The organism is Streptomyces sp. WMMC940, from assembly GCF_027460265.1.
Taxonomy (GTDB): domain Bacteria; phylum Actinomycetota; class Actinomycetes; order Streptomycetales; family Streptomycetaceae; genus Streptomyces.
This window is the reverse complement of the sequence record NZ_JAPZBC010000001.1, coordinates 6,022,898-6,040,060: the sequence shown is the minus strand read 5'-3', so window position 1 is coordinate 6,040,060 and position 17,163 is coordinate 6,022,898. Positions and strand designations below refer to the sequence as shown.

General features: G+C 73.7%; 18 protein-coding genes and 1 riboswitch. Of the genes, 5 read left to right on the top strand and 13 right to left on the bottom strand.

The genetic code is table 11. The features are described 5' to 3' along the window. Positions 1-756 carry an SDR family oxidoreductase gene (locus O7595_RS26570; protein ID WP_269731128.1) on the top strand — a complete coding sequence of 252 codons (756 nt, stop codon included), beginning with the start codon at positions 1-3 and terminating at the stop codon, positions 754-756. Between the two features lie 327 nt (positions 757-1,083). On the opposite strand, the gene O7595_RS26565 is transcribed toward O7595_RS26570, so the two are convergent. From O7595_RS26565 to O7595_RS26540, 6 genes are all read right to left on the bottom strand, one after another. Beyond that, positions 1,084-1,275, bottom strand: coding sequence for a DUF6381 family protein (locus O7595_RS26565; RefSeq protein WP_269731127.1), 192 nt, complete (start codon positions 1,273-1,275; stop codon positions 1,084-1,086). 202 nt (positions 1,276-1,477) lie between these two features. Beyond that, a complete protein-coding gene (gene amaP, locus O7595_RS26560; protein ID WP_269732632.1) occupies positions 1,478-2,056 on the bottom strand; it encodes an alkaline shock response membrane anchor protein AmaP in 579 nt (192 codons plus the stop codon). 5 nt (positions 2,057-2,061) lie between these two features. Next, positions 2,062-2,733, bottom strand: coding sequence for a DUF6286 domain-containing protein (locus tag O7595_RS26555; protein ID WP_269731126.1), 672 nt, complete (start codon positions 2,731-2,733; stop codon positions 2,062-2,064). Further along, entirely contained in the window at positions 2,730-3,152 is a 423-nt protein-coding gene (locus tag O7595_RS26550) for an Asp23/Gls24 family envelope stress response protein (RefSeq protein WP_443071733.1), read from the bottom strand. Before O7595_RS26550 ends, O7595_RS26555 begins: the two co-directional genes overlap by 4 nt. Positions 3,153-3,158: 6 nt before the next feature. Then, positions 3,159-3,350 carry a hypothetical protein gene (locus O7595_RS26545; RefSeq protein WP_269731125.1) on the bottom strand — a complete coding sequence of 64 codons (192 nt, stop codon included), beginning with the start codon at positions 3,348-3,350 and terminating at the stop codon, positions 3,159-3,161. 24 nt (positions 3,351-3,374) lie between these two features. Then, on the bottom strand, positions 3,375-3,827 hold the full coding sequence (locus O7595_RS26540; protein WP_269731124.1) for an Asp23/Gls24 family envelope stress response protein: 453 nt from the start codon (positions 3,825-3,827) through the stop codon (positions 3,375-3,377). A 119-nt stretch (positions 3,828-3,946) separates the two neighbouring features. Here O7595_RS26540 and O7595_RS26535 point away from each other — a divergent pair, with 119 nt between their 5' ends. After that, complete coding sequence (locus O7595_RS26535) at positions 3,947-4,888, top strand: hypothetical protein (RefSeq protein ID WP_269731123.1); 942 nt, start codon at positions 3,947-3,949, stop codon at positions 4,886-4,888. A 262-nt stretch (positions 4,889-5,150) separates the two neighbouring features. Here O7595_RS26535 and O7595_RS26530 read toward each other — a convergent pair whose 3' ends face one another. The 6 genes from O7595_RS26530 to O7595_RS26505 form a co-directional block, all read right to left on the bottom strand. Further along, the gene (locus O7595_RS26530) at positions 5,151-5,942 is read right to left on the bottom strand and encodes an enoyl-CoA hydratase/isomerase family protein (protein WP_269731122.1); all 792 of its coding nucleotides are present in this window, start codon (positions 5,940-5,942) and stop codon (positions 5,151-5,153) included. A gap of 139 nt (positions 5,943-6,081) precedes the next feature. After that, entirely contained in the window at positions 6,082-6,303 is a 222-nt protein-coding gene (locus tag O7595_RS26525) for a helix-turn-helix domain-containing protein (RefSeq protein ID WP_017948860.1), read from the bottom strand. A gap of 758 nt (positions 6,304-7,061) precedes the next feature. Beyond that, a complete protein-coding gene (locus O7595_RS26520) occupies positions 7,062-8,660 on the bottom strand; it encodes an ABC-F family ATP-binding cassette domain-containing protein (protein ID WP_269731121.1) in 1,599 nt (532 codons plus the stop codon). 475 nt (positions 8,661-9,135) lie between these two features. After that, a complete protein-coding gene (locus O7595_RS26515) occupies positions 9,136-10,518 on the bottom strand; it encodes a hypothetical protein (RefSeq protein WP_269731120.1) in 1,383 nt (460 codons plus the stop codon). 137 nt (positions 10,519-10,655) lie between these two features. After that, the gene (locus tag O7595_RS26510) at positions 10,656-11,783 is read right to left on the bottom strand and encodes an alpha/beta hydrolase (protein ID WP_269731119.1); all 1,128 of its coding nucleotides are present in this window, start codon (positions 11,781-11,783) and stop codon (positions 10,656-10,658) included. Positions 11,784-11,842: 59 nt separating this feature from the next. Then, on the bottom strand, positions 11,843-12,544 hold the full coding sequence (locus O7595_RS26505) for a class II aldolase/adducin family protein (protein ID WP_269731118.1): 702 nt from the start codon (positions 12,542-12,544) through the stop codon (positions 11,843-11,845). A gap of 397 nt (positions 12,545-12,941) precedes the next feature. Here O7595_RS26505 and O7595_RS26500 point away from each other — a divergent pair, with 397 nt between their 5' ends. From O7595_RS26500 to O7595_RS26490, 3 genes are all read left to right on the top strand, one after another. After that, on the top strand, positions 12,942-14,198 hold the full coding sequence (locus tag O7595_RS26500; protein WP_269731117.1) for an inorganic phosphate transporter: 1,257 nt from the start codon (positions 12,942-12,944) through the stop codon (positions 14,196-14,198). A 12-nt stretch (positions 14,199-14,210) separates the two neighbouring features. Further along, positions 14,211-14,432, top strand: a complete 222-nt coding sequence (locus O7595_RS26495; protein ID WP_269731116.1) for a hypothetical protein — start codon at positions 14,211-14,213, stop codon at positions 14,430-14,432. Between the two features lie 136 nt (positions 14,433-14,568). Continuing rightward, positions 14,569-14,720, top strand: a riboswitch (cobalamin riboswitch). Positions 14,721-14,751: 31 nt separating this feature from the next. Further along, positions 14,752-15,735: a cobalamin biosynthesis protein gene (locus tag O7595_RS26490; protein WP_269731115.1), complete on the top strand. Its 984-nt coding sequence runs from the start codon at positions 14,752-14,754 to the stop codon at positions 15,733-15,735. 17 nt (positions 15,736-15,752) lie between these two features. Here O7595_RS26490 and O7595_RS26485 read toward each other — a convergent pair whose 3' ends face one another. Further along, positions 15,753-16,973 carry an IS110 family transposase gene (locus O7595_RS26485; RefSeq protein ID WP_269731114.1) on the bottom strand — a complete coding sequence of 407 codons (1,221 nt, stop codon included), beginning with the start codon at positions 16,971-16,973 and terminating at the stop codon, positions 15,753-15,755. Between the last annotated feature and the right edge of the window lie 190 nt (positions 16,974-17,163).

Sequence of the window (17,163 nt, the reverse complement as noted above, 5' to 3'; positions counted from 1 at the left end):
ATGGATCTTGGACTGAGGGACCGCGTCTACGTCGTGACCGGGGCGACCCGCGGGCTGGGCAACGCCGCCGCCCGGGCACTGGCCGCCGAGGGCGCGAAGCTGATCATCACCGGACGGGACGCGAAGGCCGTCGCGGACGCGGCGTCCGGGATCGGCCCGGACGCCGTCGGCATCGCGGCCGACAACGCCGACCCCGCTACCCCCGAGCGGCTGATCGGCGCCGCCCGGGCGCACTTCGGCCGCTTCGACGGCGTACTGATCAGCGTCGGCGGCCCCCCGCCGGGCTTCGTCGCGGACAACACGGACGAGCAGTGGCAGACGGCGTTCGAGTCGGTGTTCCTGGGCGCGGTCAGGCTGGCCCGGGGCGCGGCGGCGGCGCTGGGTGAGGGCGGGGTCGTCGGCTTCGTGCTGTCCGGCTCGGTCCACGAGCCGATTCCCGGCCTGACCATCTCGAACGGTCTGCGTCCCGGTCTGGCCGGTTTCGCCAAATCGCTCTCGGACGAGCTGGGCCCGCGCGGGATCCGGGTCGTGGGACTGCTGCCGGCCCGTATCGACACCGACCGGGTGCGCGAACTCGACGCGCTGTCGGGGGACGTGGACGCGGCCCGTGCCGCCAACGAGTCCCGCATTCCGATGCGGCGCTACGGCACTCCGGAGGAGTTCGGGCGCACGGCGGCGTTCATGCTGTCGCCCGCGGCGTCGTACCTCACGGGCGTGATGCTGCCGGTGGACGGCGGGGCGAGGTCCGGCTTCTGACAGGGGTGGGCGTGGGCCGCCGCCCCGTGCGCACACCGGCGGATGCCCGTACGGTCACCCCGCCGACATCACCCAGATCACGGCGGGGACTCCCACCCGCCCGTCACATGGCGCCCGAGCACACACGCGGCTGAAGCCCACGCCGGCCGGAGCACACGCCGCCCGACCTCACGCCGGCCGGAGCACACGTCACACGAGCACACGCGACCGACGCACACACCGCCCGACCGCACGTCACCCGACCAGACGCCGCCCGACCGCACGTCGCCCGAGCACACGCCGGCCGGTGGCCCGACGGTCACCGGCCGGTGCGTACGGCACGGAGGGTCACTCCATGGGGTAGATGTCCCCGGACCCCATCGTGCTCTCCTGCTCACTCTGTTCCTGGAGCCTGCGCGCCTTCTCCTTGAGCCGCCGGCTCTCCTCGGGATCGCTCACGCGATCCGCGGCCTGCTTCAGCTCCTCGGCCTTCCGCCGCATCTGCCGGACCCGGCCGCCGACTTCGTCTGACATGCTCATGGCCTCCTCGAACGTCGCTTTCAGCGGACCCCTCTCAGCGAACCAGGGCGCCTGCCCGCTCGCATCCCGAACGCCGCCCTCACCCGGAACACGCATGGGGACGCATCCGGAACGCCCGGGGAGCATCCGGCGTGGCGCCCCCGACGGCTACGACATGCCGAGCGCGCCCCGCCCGCGACCGCCCCCGACCCGTCGGCCCCGCTCACGTCACACGTTTCGCCCGGTGCTTCTGGGCCCGCAACCGCACCTCCGCGGGCAGCGACGTCAGCCCCGCCGAGTCGCGCGCGTGCGCCAGGGCCTCGGCCGAGAGACGGTGCAGCGTCTCGCCCGGTGACGCGAAGGGCTCGAGGAGGAGGCGCACACGGGCCGCGGGGGCGGTGCGGCGGCCGTGCAGTACGACCTGGGTCCGGGACACGCCGTCCAGGTCCTCGGCCTCCCGCGCGAGCACGGCCTCCATGGCGCGGCCCCGCAGCAGGGCCCCCTCCCCGTCCCCGCTGTCCACCAGCACCTCGGCCAGCCGCGAGCGGCGGAACTGCGCCAGCAGCCACCAGAGCGCGAGGAGGACGACGACCGCCAGCGCCACGATCACCAAAGGCCACCACCAGCCGTGGTCCTCCCACCGCTGCCGGCGGCTCTCGCCCAGCAGTACGGTCCCGGCTCCCCGCCACGGCCACCAGGACGGGACCGGCAGCCCGAGCCCCGCTGCCAGGACCGCTCCCCCCAGCAGGACGAGCACCAGACCGGCCAGCCCGATCAGTACGCGGTTGACGACCCGGAGCATCCCGCTCACCCCTTCTTCGCCGGGCGGCGCACCTGCACGGACAGGGCCGGCCGCCGCACCAGTCCGAGTTCGCGGATGCCGTCGCCCAGCACGGTGTCCAGGTCGGACCGGACCTCGTCGAGCTCACGGAAGTGGGACACCGCCCGCACCCCGACCCGGGACCGCCTCACCCGCACCCGTACGGACTGCACTCCCGAGACTTCCATCGCCCGGTCGCGCAGCACCAGTTCCGCGGCATCCCGGTCGAGTCCGGCCCTTACGTCCTCGTCGCCCGCCCGGCGGCGCATGGGCAGCAGATTCCGCAACCCCGGTGTCACGGCGAGCGCCAACAGCCACGCTCCGACCGCGACGGCCGCCCCCGCGCCCGCCAGCACCCAGGTGTCGTCCACCGGTCTGCTCGCCAGTTCGTCGGCGAGCGACCGCCGCCAGCGCATCCCGGGCCGCTCGGCCCGTACGGAGACGACGTCGAACAGCAGCAGTCCCGCCCCGGCCGTCACGACCAGCGCGAGCAGCGCGGCGGGAATCCGCCGCCGCGACCAGAAGCGGCGGGCGCCGCCGTCGTCCTCGGCCGCGGGCAGCGGCCGGTACGCGGCGGCGGAGGCCGACTGGTCCAGCTCCCGTACGGAGCCTCCGGCCGGTTCGCTCCCCCGTGCGGATCCCTTCACCGGTTCGCTCATCGGAGCCTCCCCTGGGCAGCCCGGCGCGTGTGGACGGAGTGCAGCCGCTCGACCTGTACGGCGACCTCCGGCACCGCCATTCCCGCCAACGCCTCTACCCGCTCCGCGACATGACGACGCACGTCGCGGCACTGGCCTCCGATGTCGCACGGGTAGTCGAGTTCGAGGCTGATCCGTACCCGGGCGTGGTCGTGGTGCACGGAGACCGTCGCATGGGGTGCGGACCCGCCTTCCGGCACATGGGTGAGTGCCTCACGGGCCGCCTGGGCGGCGATCTTCGCGACCACCCGGTCGGCGATGGTGGTCGCCCCCCGTTCGGCTGGGCGGATTCCCTTCGCTCCGGGGCCCGGGGGCACGGGAGCGGGCGGACCGGCGGACGGTGCCGACGGGACCGGGGGCAGGGGTGTCTCGGCGGCCACGCCGGGTCACCCCCGCCGGTCGCCGTGCTCGCGGCCCTTGAAGAAGTCGCCCGGTTCGAGATCGCCGTCGAGGATGCGCCCGACGACGAACCCGACCGCCCCCAGCGCCGCCACCAGCAGGAACGCCGCGAACCCACCGAAGTATCCGGCGAATCCGAGGGCCATTCCGGCCAGCAGACCGGCCACCGCCATGCTCATTACGGGCTCCTCTCGTGAGCTCCGCTACTGGATCCGCGGTTCCGTCTCTTCGTCTTCCTCGTCCGGAAGTTTCACATCGCCGACGGCGATGTTGACCTCGACGACCTCCAGGCCGGTCATACGCTCGACCGCGGCGACGACGTTCTCTCGCACGGCACGGGCCACGTCCGCGATCGCTACGCCGTAGTCGACGACGATCTCCAGGTCGAGGGCGGTCTGCTTCTCGCCGACCTCGGCCTTCACACCGCGGGTGACGGGCGGTTTGCCCCCGGGCACCCGGTCGCGCACCGCGCCGAAGGTGCGGGAGAGGCCGCTGCCCATCGCGTGGACACCGACCACGTCACGGGCCGCCAGCGCGGCGATCTTCTCGACGACTCCGTCGGCGATGGTGGTACGGCCCCGGGTGGCCGGGTCGCCGCCGCCTCGCCGTACCGTGCCGGCCGGTTCCTTGGTCACACTGACATCCGTGTCGGTCATCGCCATGCGTACCTTTCCGGGCGGTGGTGAACTCCCGACTACGCAGACCACACTAAGTCCGCTTGCCCGCCCCCGCGCCTGTGGATGCGGCAGGCTGGAGCAATGACGAGGCGGTGCGGATGACGACGGCCGAGGGTTGGACCGGGGCGGTACGGGCCCGGCTGGGGCTGGGCAGACTGCTGCCGCTCGGTACCGCGGCGGACGGCGCCTGGCTGGCGGAACGGGCGGCGGAGCCGGTGCTGCGGCGGGCCGCCGGGAAGGTGCCCGGTGTGGTGCCGGGCGGCATCCGCGCCGGACTCGCCGACCCCGGCGCGGCCGGGACGCCGACTGTCCCGCCGCCCCCGGCCGCGCTGCCTCCCGGGCCCCTGCGGATCGAGGCGGATTTCGCGGCCGCTGCCGCGGTACCCCTGCCGGAGCTGGCCGAACTGCTGCGCGCGGCCCTGTTCGCAGCCGCCCGGGAACACCTCGGTCTGGCGGTCGCGGTCGTCGACCTCCGGGTGACGGCGCTGCTGGACGCGCCGCCGGAGGCGGCCGGAGCGCCGGGGCCGGGGCCCGTCGGCACCTCCGTGGTCGCGCGGCCGGCCGCCGCCCGACCGCAGGAGGCGGAGACGGACGGGGCGGACAGGGCGGACGGGGCGCGCCCCGCGGATTCCCCGCGGGGCCCGGGGCATCCGGCCGCCGCTGACGCGAAGGGCACGGAGAGCGCGAAGGGCACGGTGAGCGCGGAGAGCGCCGGTGAGACGCGGGAGCCGGGGCACCCGAGCGCCGCTGGGGCGAAAGACGCGGACGGCGCCGGCGAACCGCGGGGCGGGGCCGGTGCCGGCGAGACGCGGGATGTCATCGCCGCCGCCGCTGCCGCCGCTCCGGGCGTCGCCCGGCTCACCGGCACGCTCGGGGCGGCCGTACGGGCCGACGCGTCATCCGTACGGGTCGAATGCGCGACGGCGCCGGGCCACCGTCCCGTGGAGGTGGCCCGCGCCGTCCGAGCCGCGGTCACCTCGGTCCTGCCGTCGCCCCTTCCCGTCACGGTGCTCGTCACGGAGGTCGGCCCCGGGGAGTGAGCGCCCTCTGCCGGTGCACGTCCACGCTCCGGCGGGCGGGCGGACGGTCCCCCGCGGCGCACGGCGAAAGGCCCCGCGAGAGCCCGCACGCGGCCGGCCGCGCACCCGGCCCCACCGGGTCCGGGGGCCGGTCCGCCCGGACGCGTGCGAACGGGGCGGCCCGCGCCGTACGAGTCGGGCACCGGCCGGCCCGGCGCGGCACAGGCGGGATCGGCCCGCACGAGGAGGGCCGGTCCGGGCCCGCGGGACCGGCCGGCGTCGTTCAGTCCGCGAGGCCCGCCAGATCACGCAGACGGCGTGCCTGCGCGGCGCGCTCGGCGGTGCGCTGGTCCTCGTAGGTGCGCGACGGGGCCCCACGGAGCAGCGCCTTGGTCTCGATCACCGCGTCACGCGGCGCGGCAAGCAGAGCGCCGGCCAGGTCACGTACCGAAGCGTCGAGTTCCTCGGCGGCCACGGCGAGGTTGGCGAGTCCGATCCGCTCCGCCTCGTCGGCGTGGACGAAGCGGCCCGTGGCGCAGATCTCCAGCGCACGGGCGTAGCCCACCAGCGAGACGAGGGGGTGCGTCCCCGTGAGATCGGGGACCAGGCCCAGGCTGGTCTCGCGCATGGCGAACTGCACGTCCTGCGAGACGACCCGCAGGTCGCAGGCGAGGGCGAGCTGGAATCCGGCACCGATCGCATGCCCCTGGACGGCGGCGATGGACACGATGTCGTTACGGCGCCACCAGGTGAAGGCCTCCTGGTACTCGGCGATGACGGCGTCGAGCTCGGCGTCCGAGCCGCGTGCCAGATCGATGAACGACGGCTCGCCGTCGAAACCCTCCGGCGTGAAGGCCTGTCGGTCCAGCCCCGCGGAGAAGGACTTTCCCTCGCCGCGCAGCACAACCACCCGCACGGTACCCGGCAGCGACCGCCCGGCCTCGGCCAACGCCCGCCAGAGAGCGGGGGACTGGGCATTGCGCTTGGCCGGGTTGGTGAGTGTCACCGTGGCCACCGCGTCTTCGACGGTGAGCCGTACGCCGTCCTTGTCGAGCACAGAGTCCAGCGAAGTCATGGGGCGCCTCCGGTTCCGGTGCGGTCAGTGCAGCGAACATCAAGTGACTGCACAGTAACCACCCGGCCGACCGCGGGGTCGGCCGGGTGGCCGACACCGGAGACCGGCAGGCCTCAGACGACGCTCGGGGACTCGGGCGTCAGGTCGAAGCCGCCTTCTTGCCTCGCGTCGCCCCGCCGCGTCCACGCAGCGTGACTCCGGACTCGCTGAGCATCCGGTGGACGAATCCATACGAGCGGCCGGTCTCCTCGGCCAACGCCCGGATGCTCGCACCGGAGTCGTACTTCTTCTTCAGGTCTGCCGCGAGCTTGTCGCGCGCGGCGCCGGTCACCCGGCTGCCCTTCTTCAGAGTCTCGGCCACCCGTGCCTCCTCATGGGAAGTGCGCTCTGGACTCTCATGATCACCCCTACCGGGCTTCATGGCCACCCATTCGACAAGGTCCGTACGACGAGCTTCGACCGGGGTACGCACCGGAGCGCTGCCGGAATGCGACATTCCGGCGGCGCTCCCCCGGCCCCTCCAATGCTCCGGAGGCTGAAATTCCAGGTCAGGGGCATCCCCGCCGGCACCGTTGGGCCACCCGGGTGGCGGACCGTTTCGGCCGACCGCCACGCCGCGGTACGAGACGCACTCACTCAGATGAAGGATCACGCGTGAGCCGAATGATCTATACGGAGTGGATCAGTCCGGTTGGATCTTTCCGGACGGAATACCCGGTCGGGGCCCCGACCGGCTCCCGGGACCGTGCCACCGCCCCCGTGGGGCCGGCACCGGCGCGATCCCACGGCCGCACGGGACGGGCTCCGCGGACCGGAAGCGACCGGGTCCCTCGGACCCGGCTTCACGGACCCGGCCCCGCGGCTCTGCCGCACGGGCCCGATCACATGCTCGGCCCCGTGGGCCCGGCTTCACGGGCCTGGCTCCGACCGGGCTTCTCGACGGGCGTTCCCGGGACCCGAACCCGTAGCGCCGGGTGACAGCCGGACCGAGGGCCTGGGGGGGACGGCGACGGCTTCACCGGCTCCATGGCGGTCATCGTCACGCTGGTGCCGTGGGACGACCGGGCGTACGGCCCCGTGTCCGGCGGCCGGCCGCCGGACACGGGTGACGGTCCGGGCTCAGGCCAGGGCGACGAGATCCGCGTAGTCCGCGCCCCACAGGTCCTCGACCCCGTCCGGCAGCAGGATGATCCGCTCCGGCTGCAGGGCCTCGACGGCGCCCTCGTCGTGGGTCACCAGGACGACGGCGCCCTTGTACGTGCGCAGGGCCCCGAGGATCTCCTCGCGGCTGGCCGGGTCGAGGTTGTTCGTCGGCTCGTCGAGCAGCAGGACGTTCGCCGAGGAGACCACCAGCGTGGCCAGCGCCAGCCGTGTCTTCTCCCCGCCGGAGAGCACCCCGGCCGGCTTGTCGACGTCGTCGCCGGAGAACAGGAAGGATCCCAGCACCTTGCGGACCTCCACGAGGTCCAGATCGGGGGCGGCCGAGCGCATGTTCTCCAGGACCGTGCGGTCCGGGTCGAGCGTCTCGTGCTCCTGGGCGTAGTAGCCCAGCTTCAGCCCGTGGCCCTCCAGGACTTCGCCGGTGTCGGGCTTCTCCACGCCGCCGAGCAGCCGCAGCAGAGTGGTCTTGCCGGCGCCGTTGAGGCCGAGGACCACCACGCGGGAGCCCTTGTCGATGGCCAGATCGACATCGGTGAAGATCTCCAGCGAGCCATAGGACTTGGACAGCCCCTCGGCCGTCAGCGGGGTCTTCCCGCAGGGCGCCGGTTCGGGGAAGCGCAGCTTCGCGACCTTGTCGGAGAGGCGCACGTCCTCCAGTCCGGCCAGCAGCCGCTCGGCGCGGCGGGCCATGTTCTGCGCGGCGACGGTCTTGGTGGCCTTGGCGCGCATCTTGTCGGCCTGGGCGTTGAGCGCGGCTGCCTTCTTCTCCGCGTTCTGGCGCTCCCGCTTGCGGCGCTTCTCGTCGGCCTCGCGCTGCTGCTGGTAGAGCCTCCAGCCCATGTTGTAGATGTCGATCGAGGAGCGGTTGGCGTCCAGGTAGAAGACCTTGTTGACGACGGTCTCCACGAGGTCGACGTCGTGGGAGATGACCACGAAGCCGCCGCGGTAGGTCTTCAGGTACTCGCGCAGCCACACGACCGAGTCGGCGTCGAGGTGGTTCGTCGGCTCGTCGAGCAGGAGCGTGTCGGCGTCCGAGAACAGGATCCGGGCGAGCTCGACGCGGCGGCGCTGGCCGCCGGAGAGGGTGTGCAGCGGTTGGCCGAGGACCCGGTCGGGCAGGTTGAGCGCGGCGGCGATGGTGGCGGCCTCGGACTCGGCGGCGTACCCCCCCTTGGTCAGGAACTCGGTCTCCTGGCGCTCGTACTGCTTGAGCGCCTTCTCGCGGGTGGTGCCCTTGCCCGTGGCGATGCGGTGCTCGTTCTCGCGCATCTTTCGGATCAGGACGTCGAGGCCGCGGGCGGAGAGGATGCGGTCCCGGGCGAACACCTCCAGGTCGCCGGTGCGCGGGTCCTGGGGCAGATAGCCGACCTGGCCCGAACGGGCGATCTGGCCTGCGGCGGGGATTCCCTCGCCGGCGAGGCACTTGGTGAGGGTCGTCTTGCCCGCCCCGTTGCGGCCGACCAGGCCGATGCGGTCGCCCTTGGCGATGCGGAAGGTGGCGGACTCGATGAGGACGCGGGCGCCGGCGCGCAGCTCGACGCCGGAAGCGGTGATCACGGGAAGACTCCAGGACGGATGGACGGCGGAAGGACGACGGGCGCGCGAAGGCTTCTACGCCGTCTGATCCATGAGGAGAATTGCCATGCGGGCCAGTCTACCGGGACCGGGCAACCGGATTTCCGTGGCGCCCGCCACGGCTCCGGGGGCACCCGGGGCGGGCGCGGCGGCGAGTGCCCGACCGGGGCGGGACGGGCGGGCCGCCGTTGTCGGAACGGGCGGGACGGCCCCCGTGGTGAACGCCGGGACGGACGGCGCACCCGGTTCGGGGCGATCGGCGTGCCGTTCGCCCCGGCGTGCGTCGTGGCGCACGAGTACGGTCCCACCACATCCAGAACCAATGGCCCGTGATCCGGAGGGCAGCGTCCGGAGCTTCGGCACCTACCGGCCGGGGCCGGGAGGTGCTGAGGCCCGCCGCGGGCCGCGTCCGTCCCCGGGGTGCCGCGCCCCGGGGGTGCGCCCCGGTCCCGCCAGGTCAGGCGCCCCCGGTGTGCACCTGGAAGGCCGCCCGCCGCACGGCCTTCGCCAGGGCCGGGTCCGGGTGCGCGGCCGCGAGGGCGACCAGGACCTGCACGGTGCGCGGATGGCCCACGGCCCGGATCTCGTCGAGCAGGGCGGGGACGGTGCCCTGCACCGCCGAGTCCAGATGGCGTACCAGCAGGGCGCTCTCGCCGTGGTCCGCGACAGCGGCGGCGGTGTCCACCCAGAGCCAGGTCGCCTCCTCGCGCGTGAGCACCTCGGCGGCGTCCTCGGGGTCGCCGCCCTCGTACTCGGCGAGCCACAGCAGGGCGTACGGGCGCAGTGAGGGCTCCTCGGCCGCGGCTCGGACATCGGCCTCGGCGGCCGCACCGACGACGCGCAGGGCTTCGAACGCCAGTCCGCGCAACAGGGCGTCCTCGCCACGGGCGGCGGCGACGAGTTCGGTGACCGCGCTGGAGACGGTACGGGCGGCGAGCCAGGCCCGGTACTCGGCGCGGGCGGGCCCGGGGCTGAGGCGGGCGCAGCCCCGGAGCATCTCCTCGGCGGACTGCTCGATGTGGCCCGCCGGGCTCTGCGCGGCGACGCAGATCTGCTCGAGCTTGACCCACACCGCCCAGTTGCCGAGCGGGGTGAGGGTGGCGTGGCCGTCGCCGAGGGTCAGTGCGCCGACGGCCGCCAGGCCCTCCAGGGCCCAGTCGAGCAGTGCGGGGAGAACGGCCTCCGGCGGTTCGGCGAGGGCCGGGGCCGCCGCGGCGGCGGGGGCGGGCTCGGGATCGGGCCCGTAGGGCACCTCGCAGCGCTCCTCGCGCAGTTCCGCCACCCGCTGCTGGAGCAGGTCGAGCAGGGCCGGCAGGAGCACGGGCCCGGCGGAGAGCTGGAGGAGGGAGAGGACCTGGGGGACGGCCTCCACCACCTCGGCGACGGCGGCGGGCGCCGTGTCGTCGGGGGCGGGGTGGACGAGGGGCCAGGCGTCGAACAGGGCGACCCAGCCGCGCAGGACGGCGGTGTCGTCGCGGTCCCAGGCGTTCAGCCGCCAGCCGGGGCGTGCCGTGCCGCCGTGCAGTTCCACGAGCCCGGCGAGCCGGGCGCGGTCCCAGCCCGCGTGGACCTGTCCCGGTGTCAGCCGCAGGTCCGCGGCGGCCCGTTCCCGCTCGGCGGCGCTGCCCTCGGCGTGGTGGGCTGCCGCCCAGCGGGCGATGCGCACCGCGTCGGAGAGGACCCCGCGTGCCTGGCCGGCCAGCTCCGCGGTCGGCGGCGTGCCCTCGGGCGGGCGCGGAGCGGGTCGCGTGCGCCTGTTCGTCACGGCGCGGCGGGCCGTGGTGGTGGGCCGTGGGCGGACAAGACGGAGCCTGGAGTCGCGCAGGTTACGGGACGTCACGGGGAGCAGTCTCCCCGCTGTCGGCCCGAAAGCCCAATCGGAAGGGGGGAACACGTGCCGAGGGGGCGTCAGGGGGCCTGTCGAGCGGCGGTCGCGGGCCCCCCGCGGGTCCCGGACGGGGCCGGCCGGTCACAGCACTAGATCAGCGGGGTGAGGAAGCGCCGGAGGGCTTCCTCGTAGCGGGCCGGGTCGGCGTTCCACATGGCCGCGTGCGGGGCGTGCGCCACGGTCTGCAGACTGACCAGATCGGGCCGTCGGGCCGCCAGTTCCCGGGACGGGCCCCACGGGGCGATGGTGTCGTCAGGGCCGTGGAAGATCAGGGTGGGTACGCGCAGTGCGTCCGGGTCGGCGGCCGCCCTCAGCCGGTCGCCGTGGAGTCCCGTGCGCCCCTGTGCCGCGCGTACCGCGAGCGGCAGCAGGGCGGTCGGCATGCGGCGGGCCGCGGCGAGGGACCGAAGCGTGGTCTCCCAGTCCAGGACCGGGGAGTCCAGGACGAGTCCGGCGATCCGCTCGCGAAGCGCGGAGTTGGCGGCGGCGTGCAGGGCCATGGACGCGCCGGTGGACCAGCCGTGCAGGATGACCCGGTCGGCGCCGCCGCGGACCGCGAAGCGCACGGCCGCGTCGAGGTCGCGCCATTCGGAGTCGCCGAGGTGCCCGAGGCCGTCGGGGGACGCGGGAGCGCCGGGGTCGCCGCGGTAGGCGGGCGCCAGTACCGGCAGGCGCTGCTCGGTGAGGAACGGCATGAGGTTCATCGTGAGTTCGCGCGTGGTGCCGAGGCCGTGCACCACGATGACCCAGGTCGAGCGCGGTCCGGGGACGAACCAGCCGGGCAGGGACCCGAGTTCGCCGGGGATGTCCACGTCCTCGTGGTCGATGCCGAGCGCGCTGTCCGGGTCGCCGACGTGCAGCTGGGGGGTGAGCCGCACCTTGGTGCCGGGGTCGAGGCTGCCGCGCTCGACCCGCTCCAGCCGGCGGACGACCGTGTCCGCCGCGTGCGGCACCTGGTCCAGGACGGGGCCCGCGAGGGCGTGCACGTCGTGCCCGCAGAGCCCGTACGTGCCGGGGCGCAGGGAGACGAGGCTGCGGGTGAGGGTGATCCGGCCCGGCCCGGTGGCGTGCACGGTGAGCCGTCCTTCACCGGGCAGGGGCCGTCCCGTGGGGGCCTTCAGCGCGGCGTCGCTGGCGTAGCGGCCCGCGGCGAACGCGGCCGCGCCGAGACCGATGAGGGTGGTGACGGCCGCTGCCGTCGCTGTTGCCGGGCGCACCGTTCCAGTGTGGTGAGGTCCGTGCCGGGGTGCCAGTGGACCGGGCGGCGGGAGTGACGTCAGCGGGACTGGCCGTAGTCGCGGAGCTTCTCGGCGACGTCCCGGAGCTGCGGCTCGGAGAGCAGGGTGGGGGTGTGACCGGGGACGGAGCCGGCGGTGAGCCAGAGGCGGCACATCCACTCCAGCTGGGCGGTGCGGTCGAAGGCCTGGTCCAGCGAGGATCCGTAGGTGACCGTTCCGTGGTTGCGGAGCAGGCAGCCGGTGCGGCCCTCCAGGGCGCGGAGCATGTACGCCGCCAGCTCGCCGGTGCCGTACAGGGCGTAGGGGGCGACGCGGACGGGGCCCCCGAGGGCCGCCGCCATGTAGTGGATCAGCGGCAGCTCGTCGACGAGGGTGGAGACGGCGGTGGCGTGTACGGCGTGCGTGTGGACGACGGCCACCGCGTCGGTGGTGCGGTGGATCGCGAGATGCATCGGGAGCTCGCTGGTGGGCGTGAGCTCCCCGAGGACCTGTCGGCCGTCGAGGCGGACACCGACGGCGTCCGCCGGGGTGAGCCGGTCGTAGTGCACCCCGCTGGGGGTGACCAGCACGATGTCCCCGGCGCGGCCGGGGACGCGTACGGAGACGTTCCCCGAGGTTCCCACGACCAGGCCGTCCGTGACGGTTCTGCGTGCGGTGGCCACGAGGTCCGACCAGGCCCGGGCTATCGCCTCCGGCTCCTCGCCCTCCGGCTGTCCGTCCGGCTGCCCCTGTTCCGTCATAGGGCCGATCGTGTCAGCCCGGACCGGTGGGGGCGACGGCGGGCCGGTGCCGGGCGCCCGTCGCCGCACCCCGATGGCCGGGCGCGGCGACGGGCGCGGCGTCGGAAAGTCCGGAGTGACCGGAATCTCTTCTGGTGTTCATCCAGGCGACGGAATCTGATCACGCAGCGACCATGGTGCGACCATCTGAGAGAGGCTGAGGCCCGAAATTTGGCTGATTCCGATCGGTACGACCCGGCTCCGCGCACTTCCGGGGCGCCGCCGCGGACACAAGCGGAGGAGCCTCACCCCACTTGCGGACACTCCGAAGCCCGCCCCAGTTCACCTTCCGTTCACCCGGCAACCCTACGTTCGCCCGAGCCACTGACATCTGAACGATTGCCTGGGTACCCGGTAAATGGAGCACATCACCCTGCTGCTCGCGATTGTCGTCGTGACAGCACTCGTGTTCGATTTCACGAACGGCTTCCACGACACCGCCAACGCCATGGCGACGACCATCTCGACGGGTGCGATGAGACCGAAGGCAGCAGTGGCGATGTCCGCCGTGCTGAACCTGGTCGGCGCGTTCCTCTCCGTCGAGGTCGCCAAGACGATCTCGGGCGGCATCATCAACGAAGAGGGCATCCGCACAGAAGTGATCTTCGCCGCGCTCGTCGGCGCGATCCTCTGGAACCTGCTGACCTGGCTGCTGGGCCTCCCGTCCAGCTCCTCGCACGCCCTCTTCGGCGGCCTCATCGGCGCCGCGGTGATGTCGGCCGGCTTCTCGGCCGTCAACGGCGGCACGATCGTCACCAAGGTCCTGATCCCCGCCGTCGCGGCTCCTCTCGTCGCCGGCCTCGCGGCCCTGGTCGCCACCAGGCTGACGTACCGGATCGGTGGCACGACCGAGAACAAGGCCACCTCCAAGGGCTACCGCGCCGGCCAGATCGCCTCCGCCGGCCTGGTGTCCCTCGCCCACGGCACCAACGACGCGCAGAAGACCATGGGCGTCATCACCCTGGCCCTGGTCACCGGAGGCGTCCTCGCCCCCGGCTCGAACCCCCCGATGTGGGTCATCGTCTCCGCCGGTGTCGCGATCGCGCTCGGTACCTACCTCGGCGGCTGGCGCATCATCCGCACGATGGGCAAGGGCCTGACCGACCTCCAGCCGCAGCAGGGCTTCGCCGCCCAGACCAGCGCCGCGACGGTCATCCTGGCCTCCTCGAACCTCGGCTTCTCGCTCTCCACCACCCAGTCCTGCTCGGGTGCCGTGATGGGCGCGGGTCTCGGCCGCAGGGGCGGTGTGGTCCGCTGGTCCACCGCGACCCGGATGTTCGTCGCCTGGGGTCTGACCCTGCCCGCCGCCGGCCTGGTCGCCGCGGCCGCGGAGTTCCTGACCAAGCAGGGCACCTGGGGCATCGCCGCCGTGGCCGTGCTGCTCGTCGCCGGCTCCGGGGCCATCTGGGTGATCTCGCGCCGCAAGCCGGTCGACCACACCAACGTCACGGACGACGAGATCGAGCCCGCGGGAGTCGTCACCACCGCCATCGCGGCCGTCACCCCGCCCCCGGCCGGTGTCGTAGGGAACTCGGTGACCGAGCCCGAGGCGCCGAAGGCCACCATCCCGGCCCAGACCTCCGAGTCCGCTCCGGCACCCGCCGCCACGGTGTAAGGAAAGAACAGCATGAAGATCGACTGGGCAGCTCTGGGCTCCGTCTTCGGCGTGAGCCTCGTCGTGACCGTCGCCCTGGTGGGCCTGTTCACCCTGGGCGTCGCGGGTCTCTCCAAGCAGGAGGCCGCGGCAGCGCAGGGAGGCTCCGCCGGCCTCGCCCGCACGGGTGCGTACACCTGCTTCGCGCTCTGCGCGGCGGCGGTGGCCTTCGGGATCTATCTGATCGTGGTCTGACCGCCGTACGGCACCTCCTCGCACAGGGGCCGGGCGCACCTCCGGGTGGGCCCGGCCCCTGTCGTGTGCGCGCCCGCACCCGCCCCATGTGGGCCTCGGCACACTGTCCCGTCGCAGGTCAAGGGCGAGTTGACGGGCGTTCGGGGACCGTGGTGGACTTCCGGGGCCATTTACGGCGGCAGAAGAGGAAGCCGGTGCGAATCCGGCGCGGTCCCGCCACTGTCACGGGTGCGCTCCCCCTCACGGAGCGTCCCGGAGCCAGGAACTCTCTCCCGCCGGTCACGTCGAGCCAGGGCGCGGACCCTGAGTGAGGACGAACATGCCTGCCGAACCGGGGGGGCCGGGCGCGCCGCGCCCGGACATCACGTTCGCGTACGGCGCCGCGGCCGGGCTGGCCGGCGACCTGCTCCTCGGCGATCCACGCCGCGGGCACCCGGTCGCCGCCTTCGGCCGGGCCGCCGCCGCTCTCGAACGGAGACTCTGGCGCGACCACCGCGGCTGGGGCGCCCTGCACACCGCGGTGTGCGCCGGGGGCGCGATCGCCGCGGGCGCGCTGGCCGCCGCCTCCGCACGCCGGTCGCGCGGCGCCGCCGTCGCCCTGACCGCGGCCGCCACCTGGGCCGTCGTCGGCGGCACCTCGCTGGGCCTGGAGGCGCGGGCGATCGGCGGGGCGCTGGCGGCCGGGGACATCGAGGTCGCCAGGGAGCGGCTGCCGCGTCTGTGCGGGCGCGACCCGCAGGCGCTGGACGGCGCCGGCATCGCCCGCGCCGTCGTGGAGTCCGTCGCCGAGAACACCTCGGACGCCGTCGTGGGCGCGCTCGTCTGGGGCGCGGTCGGCGGGGTGCCGGGCCTCGTCGGGTTCCGCGCCGTCAACACCCTGGACGCGATGGTCGGCCACAAGTCCCCGCGCTACCGGCGGTACGGCTGGGCCTCCGCCCGGCTCGACGACCTCGCGGGCTGGCCCGGGGCCCGGCTCACCGCGGCGCTGGCGACCGCCGCGGGCGGCGACCCGCGCGGCGCCGCCCGCGCCTGGCGCCGGGACGCCGCGAAGCACCCGAGCCCCAACGCCGGTCCCGTGGAGGCCGCGTTCGCCGGAGCCCTCGGCGTACGGCTCGGCGGGACGCTCTCGTACGGCGGCCGGGTCGAGCACCGGCCCGTGCTCAACGGCGCCGGCGGCCGGGCCGTCGAGGTCGCGGACATCGAACGGGCGGTACGGCTCTCGCGGCGCGTGGGGGTGCTGGCGCTCGCGGTGTGCGCGGGCGGGCGCCTCGCGGCCGGGGCCCTGGGGCGGAGGCGCACATGAGTTTCCTGAGTCAACCTCTATGCCGCCATCCGCGTCTCCGCGGTCGTGTTGATCTTGCTGTTGGATTGGTGGATCACGGGGTCATAGCAGGTGCCGTCGCGCCAGCAGGCCCACATCACGCGGAGCCATGCTCGGGCCAGGATGCGGATCGCGTGGGGGTGTCGCTTCTTGCGCGCCCTGGCGTCGTTGTAGATCTTGGCGGCCCAGTCGCTGCCGTGGCGGCTGTTGTCGGCGAAGGTCGTCAGCGCGAGTCGAGCTCTTCGGTTGGTCGCGAAGCGGAAGGAGAGTGTGCGGGCCTTGCCCGAGGCCCGGGTGACCGGGACGACGCCAGCTTCGGCGACGAGTTGTTCGCAGGTCTGGGCGCGTTCCAGGATCGGGCCGATCTCGCCGATGATCTGCCCGAGGCTGACCTTGCCGATGCGCGGCATGGTGGCGAAAAGCGGTGCGTAGGGATGGGTTGCGGCTGCTTCGGCGATGGACTTGTCCAAGACACGGATCGTCGCGCGTATGCCCTGCACCAGCTGCACCTGGACTCGGACGAGCTGTCCGGCGACCTGTTCGCTGAGGCGGGAGGCGGCCTTCGGGGCCAAGCGCAGGCGTTCGATCAGGACGCTGCCGGGCTTCTTCCCGGAGTATCCGTGGCGCTTGCACCAGGCTTCGAGACGTCCGGCGGTGAGCCTGGCGGCGGAGGCCGGGGTGGGGTAGCGCTCCAGGAAGGCCATGGCGATGTCGCTGTCGAGTTCGTAGAAGACGGCCTTGCCCCCGGGCCAGTGCTCGTCCAGCAGGGCGGCGAGCTGGTTGACGGCGGCGACCTTGGCCTCGATGTGGTCGGCACGCTGCCGGGTGAGGGCCTGGAGGTCGAGGGTGGCCTGCTCGGTGGGTTCCAGTCTGGGCAGCATGTGCCCGTCGGTGCGCAGGTAGTCGGCGAGTTTCATGCTGTCGCCGGCGTCGGTCTTGGCCTTGGAGGCGCCCCAGCGTGCCCGCATGGCGTGGAAGGCGTTGGGGTGCACCGGCACGATGGGGTGTCCGGCGGCAAGGAGGCGGTCGACGGCCAGGCCGCGGGTGGTCTCGATCGCTACGGGCAGGTCTGCCGGAGCACCGTGTTTGCGCAGCCTCGCCAGAGTCTTGGTGAACCCCTCCTCGGTGTGGGCGAGTTCCCACCGGTCGATGCGTTTTCCGGCGTCGTCCATGACGGTCACGTCATGGGTCTCGGTCGCCCAGTCCCACCCGATGAACACGAAGGTCGTACTCCTGTGCCTGTGACGGAGCACCTGCCCGGTGATGAGGTCGTCTGCCGGGAGCTCATTAATCGGCCCTCTGCGGGGCGTGTCCCTGAAGCCGATCAGACGGCCTCGGCCCGGCGGGGCTGGCGTAACTCATGTTGGCCGTCGAGCAGCTCGCGACACTGGCCATGCACCCACCGGGACC

Bases quoted from the DNA above. Each gene is read 5' to 3' on its own strand.
- amaP (WP_269732632.1), bottom strand. From the start codon at position 2,056: ATGCTCCGGGTCGTCAACCGCGTACTGATCGGGCTGGCCGGTCTGGTG.
- O7595_RS26565 (WP_269731127.1), bottom strand. From the start codon at position 1,275: ATGAGCATGTCAGACGAAGTCGGCGGCCGGGTCCGGCAGATGCGGCGG.
- O7595_RS26545 (WP_269731125.1), bottom strand. From the start codon at position 3,350: ATGAGCATGGCGGTGGCCGGTCTGCTGGCCGGAATGGCCCTCGGATTC.
- O7595_RS26500 (WP_269731117.1), top strand. From the start codon at position 12,942: ATGGAGCACATCACCCTGCTGCTCGCGATTGTCGTCGTGACAGCACTC.
- O7595_RS26540 (WP_269731124.1), bottom strand. From the start codon at position 3,827: ATGACCGACACGGATGTCAGTGTGACCAAGGAACCGGCCGGCACGGTA.
- O7595_RS26555 (WP_269731126.1), bottom strand. From the start codon at position 2,733: ATGAGCGAACCGGTGAAGGGATCCGCACGGGGGAGCGAACCGGCCGGA.
- O7595_RS26530 (WP_269731122.1), bottom strand. From the start codon at position 5,942: ATGACTTCGCTGGACTCTGTGCTCGACAAGGACGGCGTACGGCTCACC.
- O7595_RS26490 (WP_269731115.1), top strand. From the start codon at position 14,752: ATGCCTGCCGAACCGGGGGGGCCGGGCGCGCCGCGCCCGGACATCACG.
- O7595_RS26495 (WP_269731116.1), top strand. From the start codon at position 14,211: ATGAAGATCGACTGGGCAGCTCTGGGCTCCGTCTTCGGCGTGAGCCTC.
- O7595_RS26570 (WP_269731128.1), top strand. From the start codon at position 1: ATGGATCTTGGACTGAGGGACCGCGTCTACGTCGTGACCGGGGCGACC.
- O7595_RS26535 (WP_269731123.1), top strand. From the start codon at position 3,947: ATGACGACGGCCGAGGGTTGGACCGGGGCGGTACGGGCCCGGCTGGGG.
- O7595_RS26505 (WP_269731118.1), bottom strand. From the start codon at position 12,544: ATGACGGAACAGGGGCAGCCGGACGGACAGCCGGAGGGCGAGGAGCCG.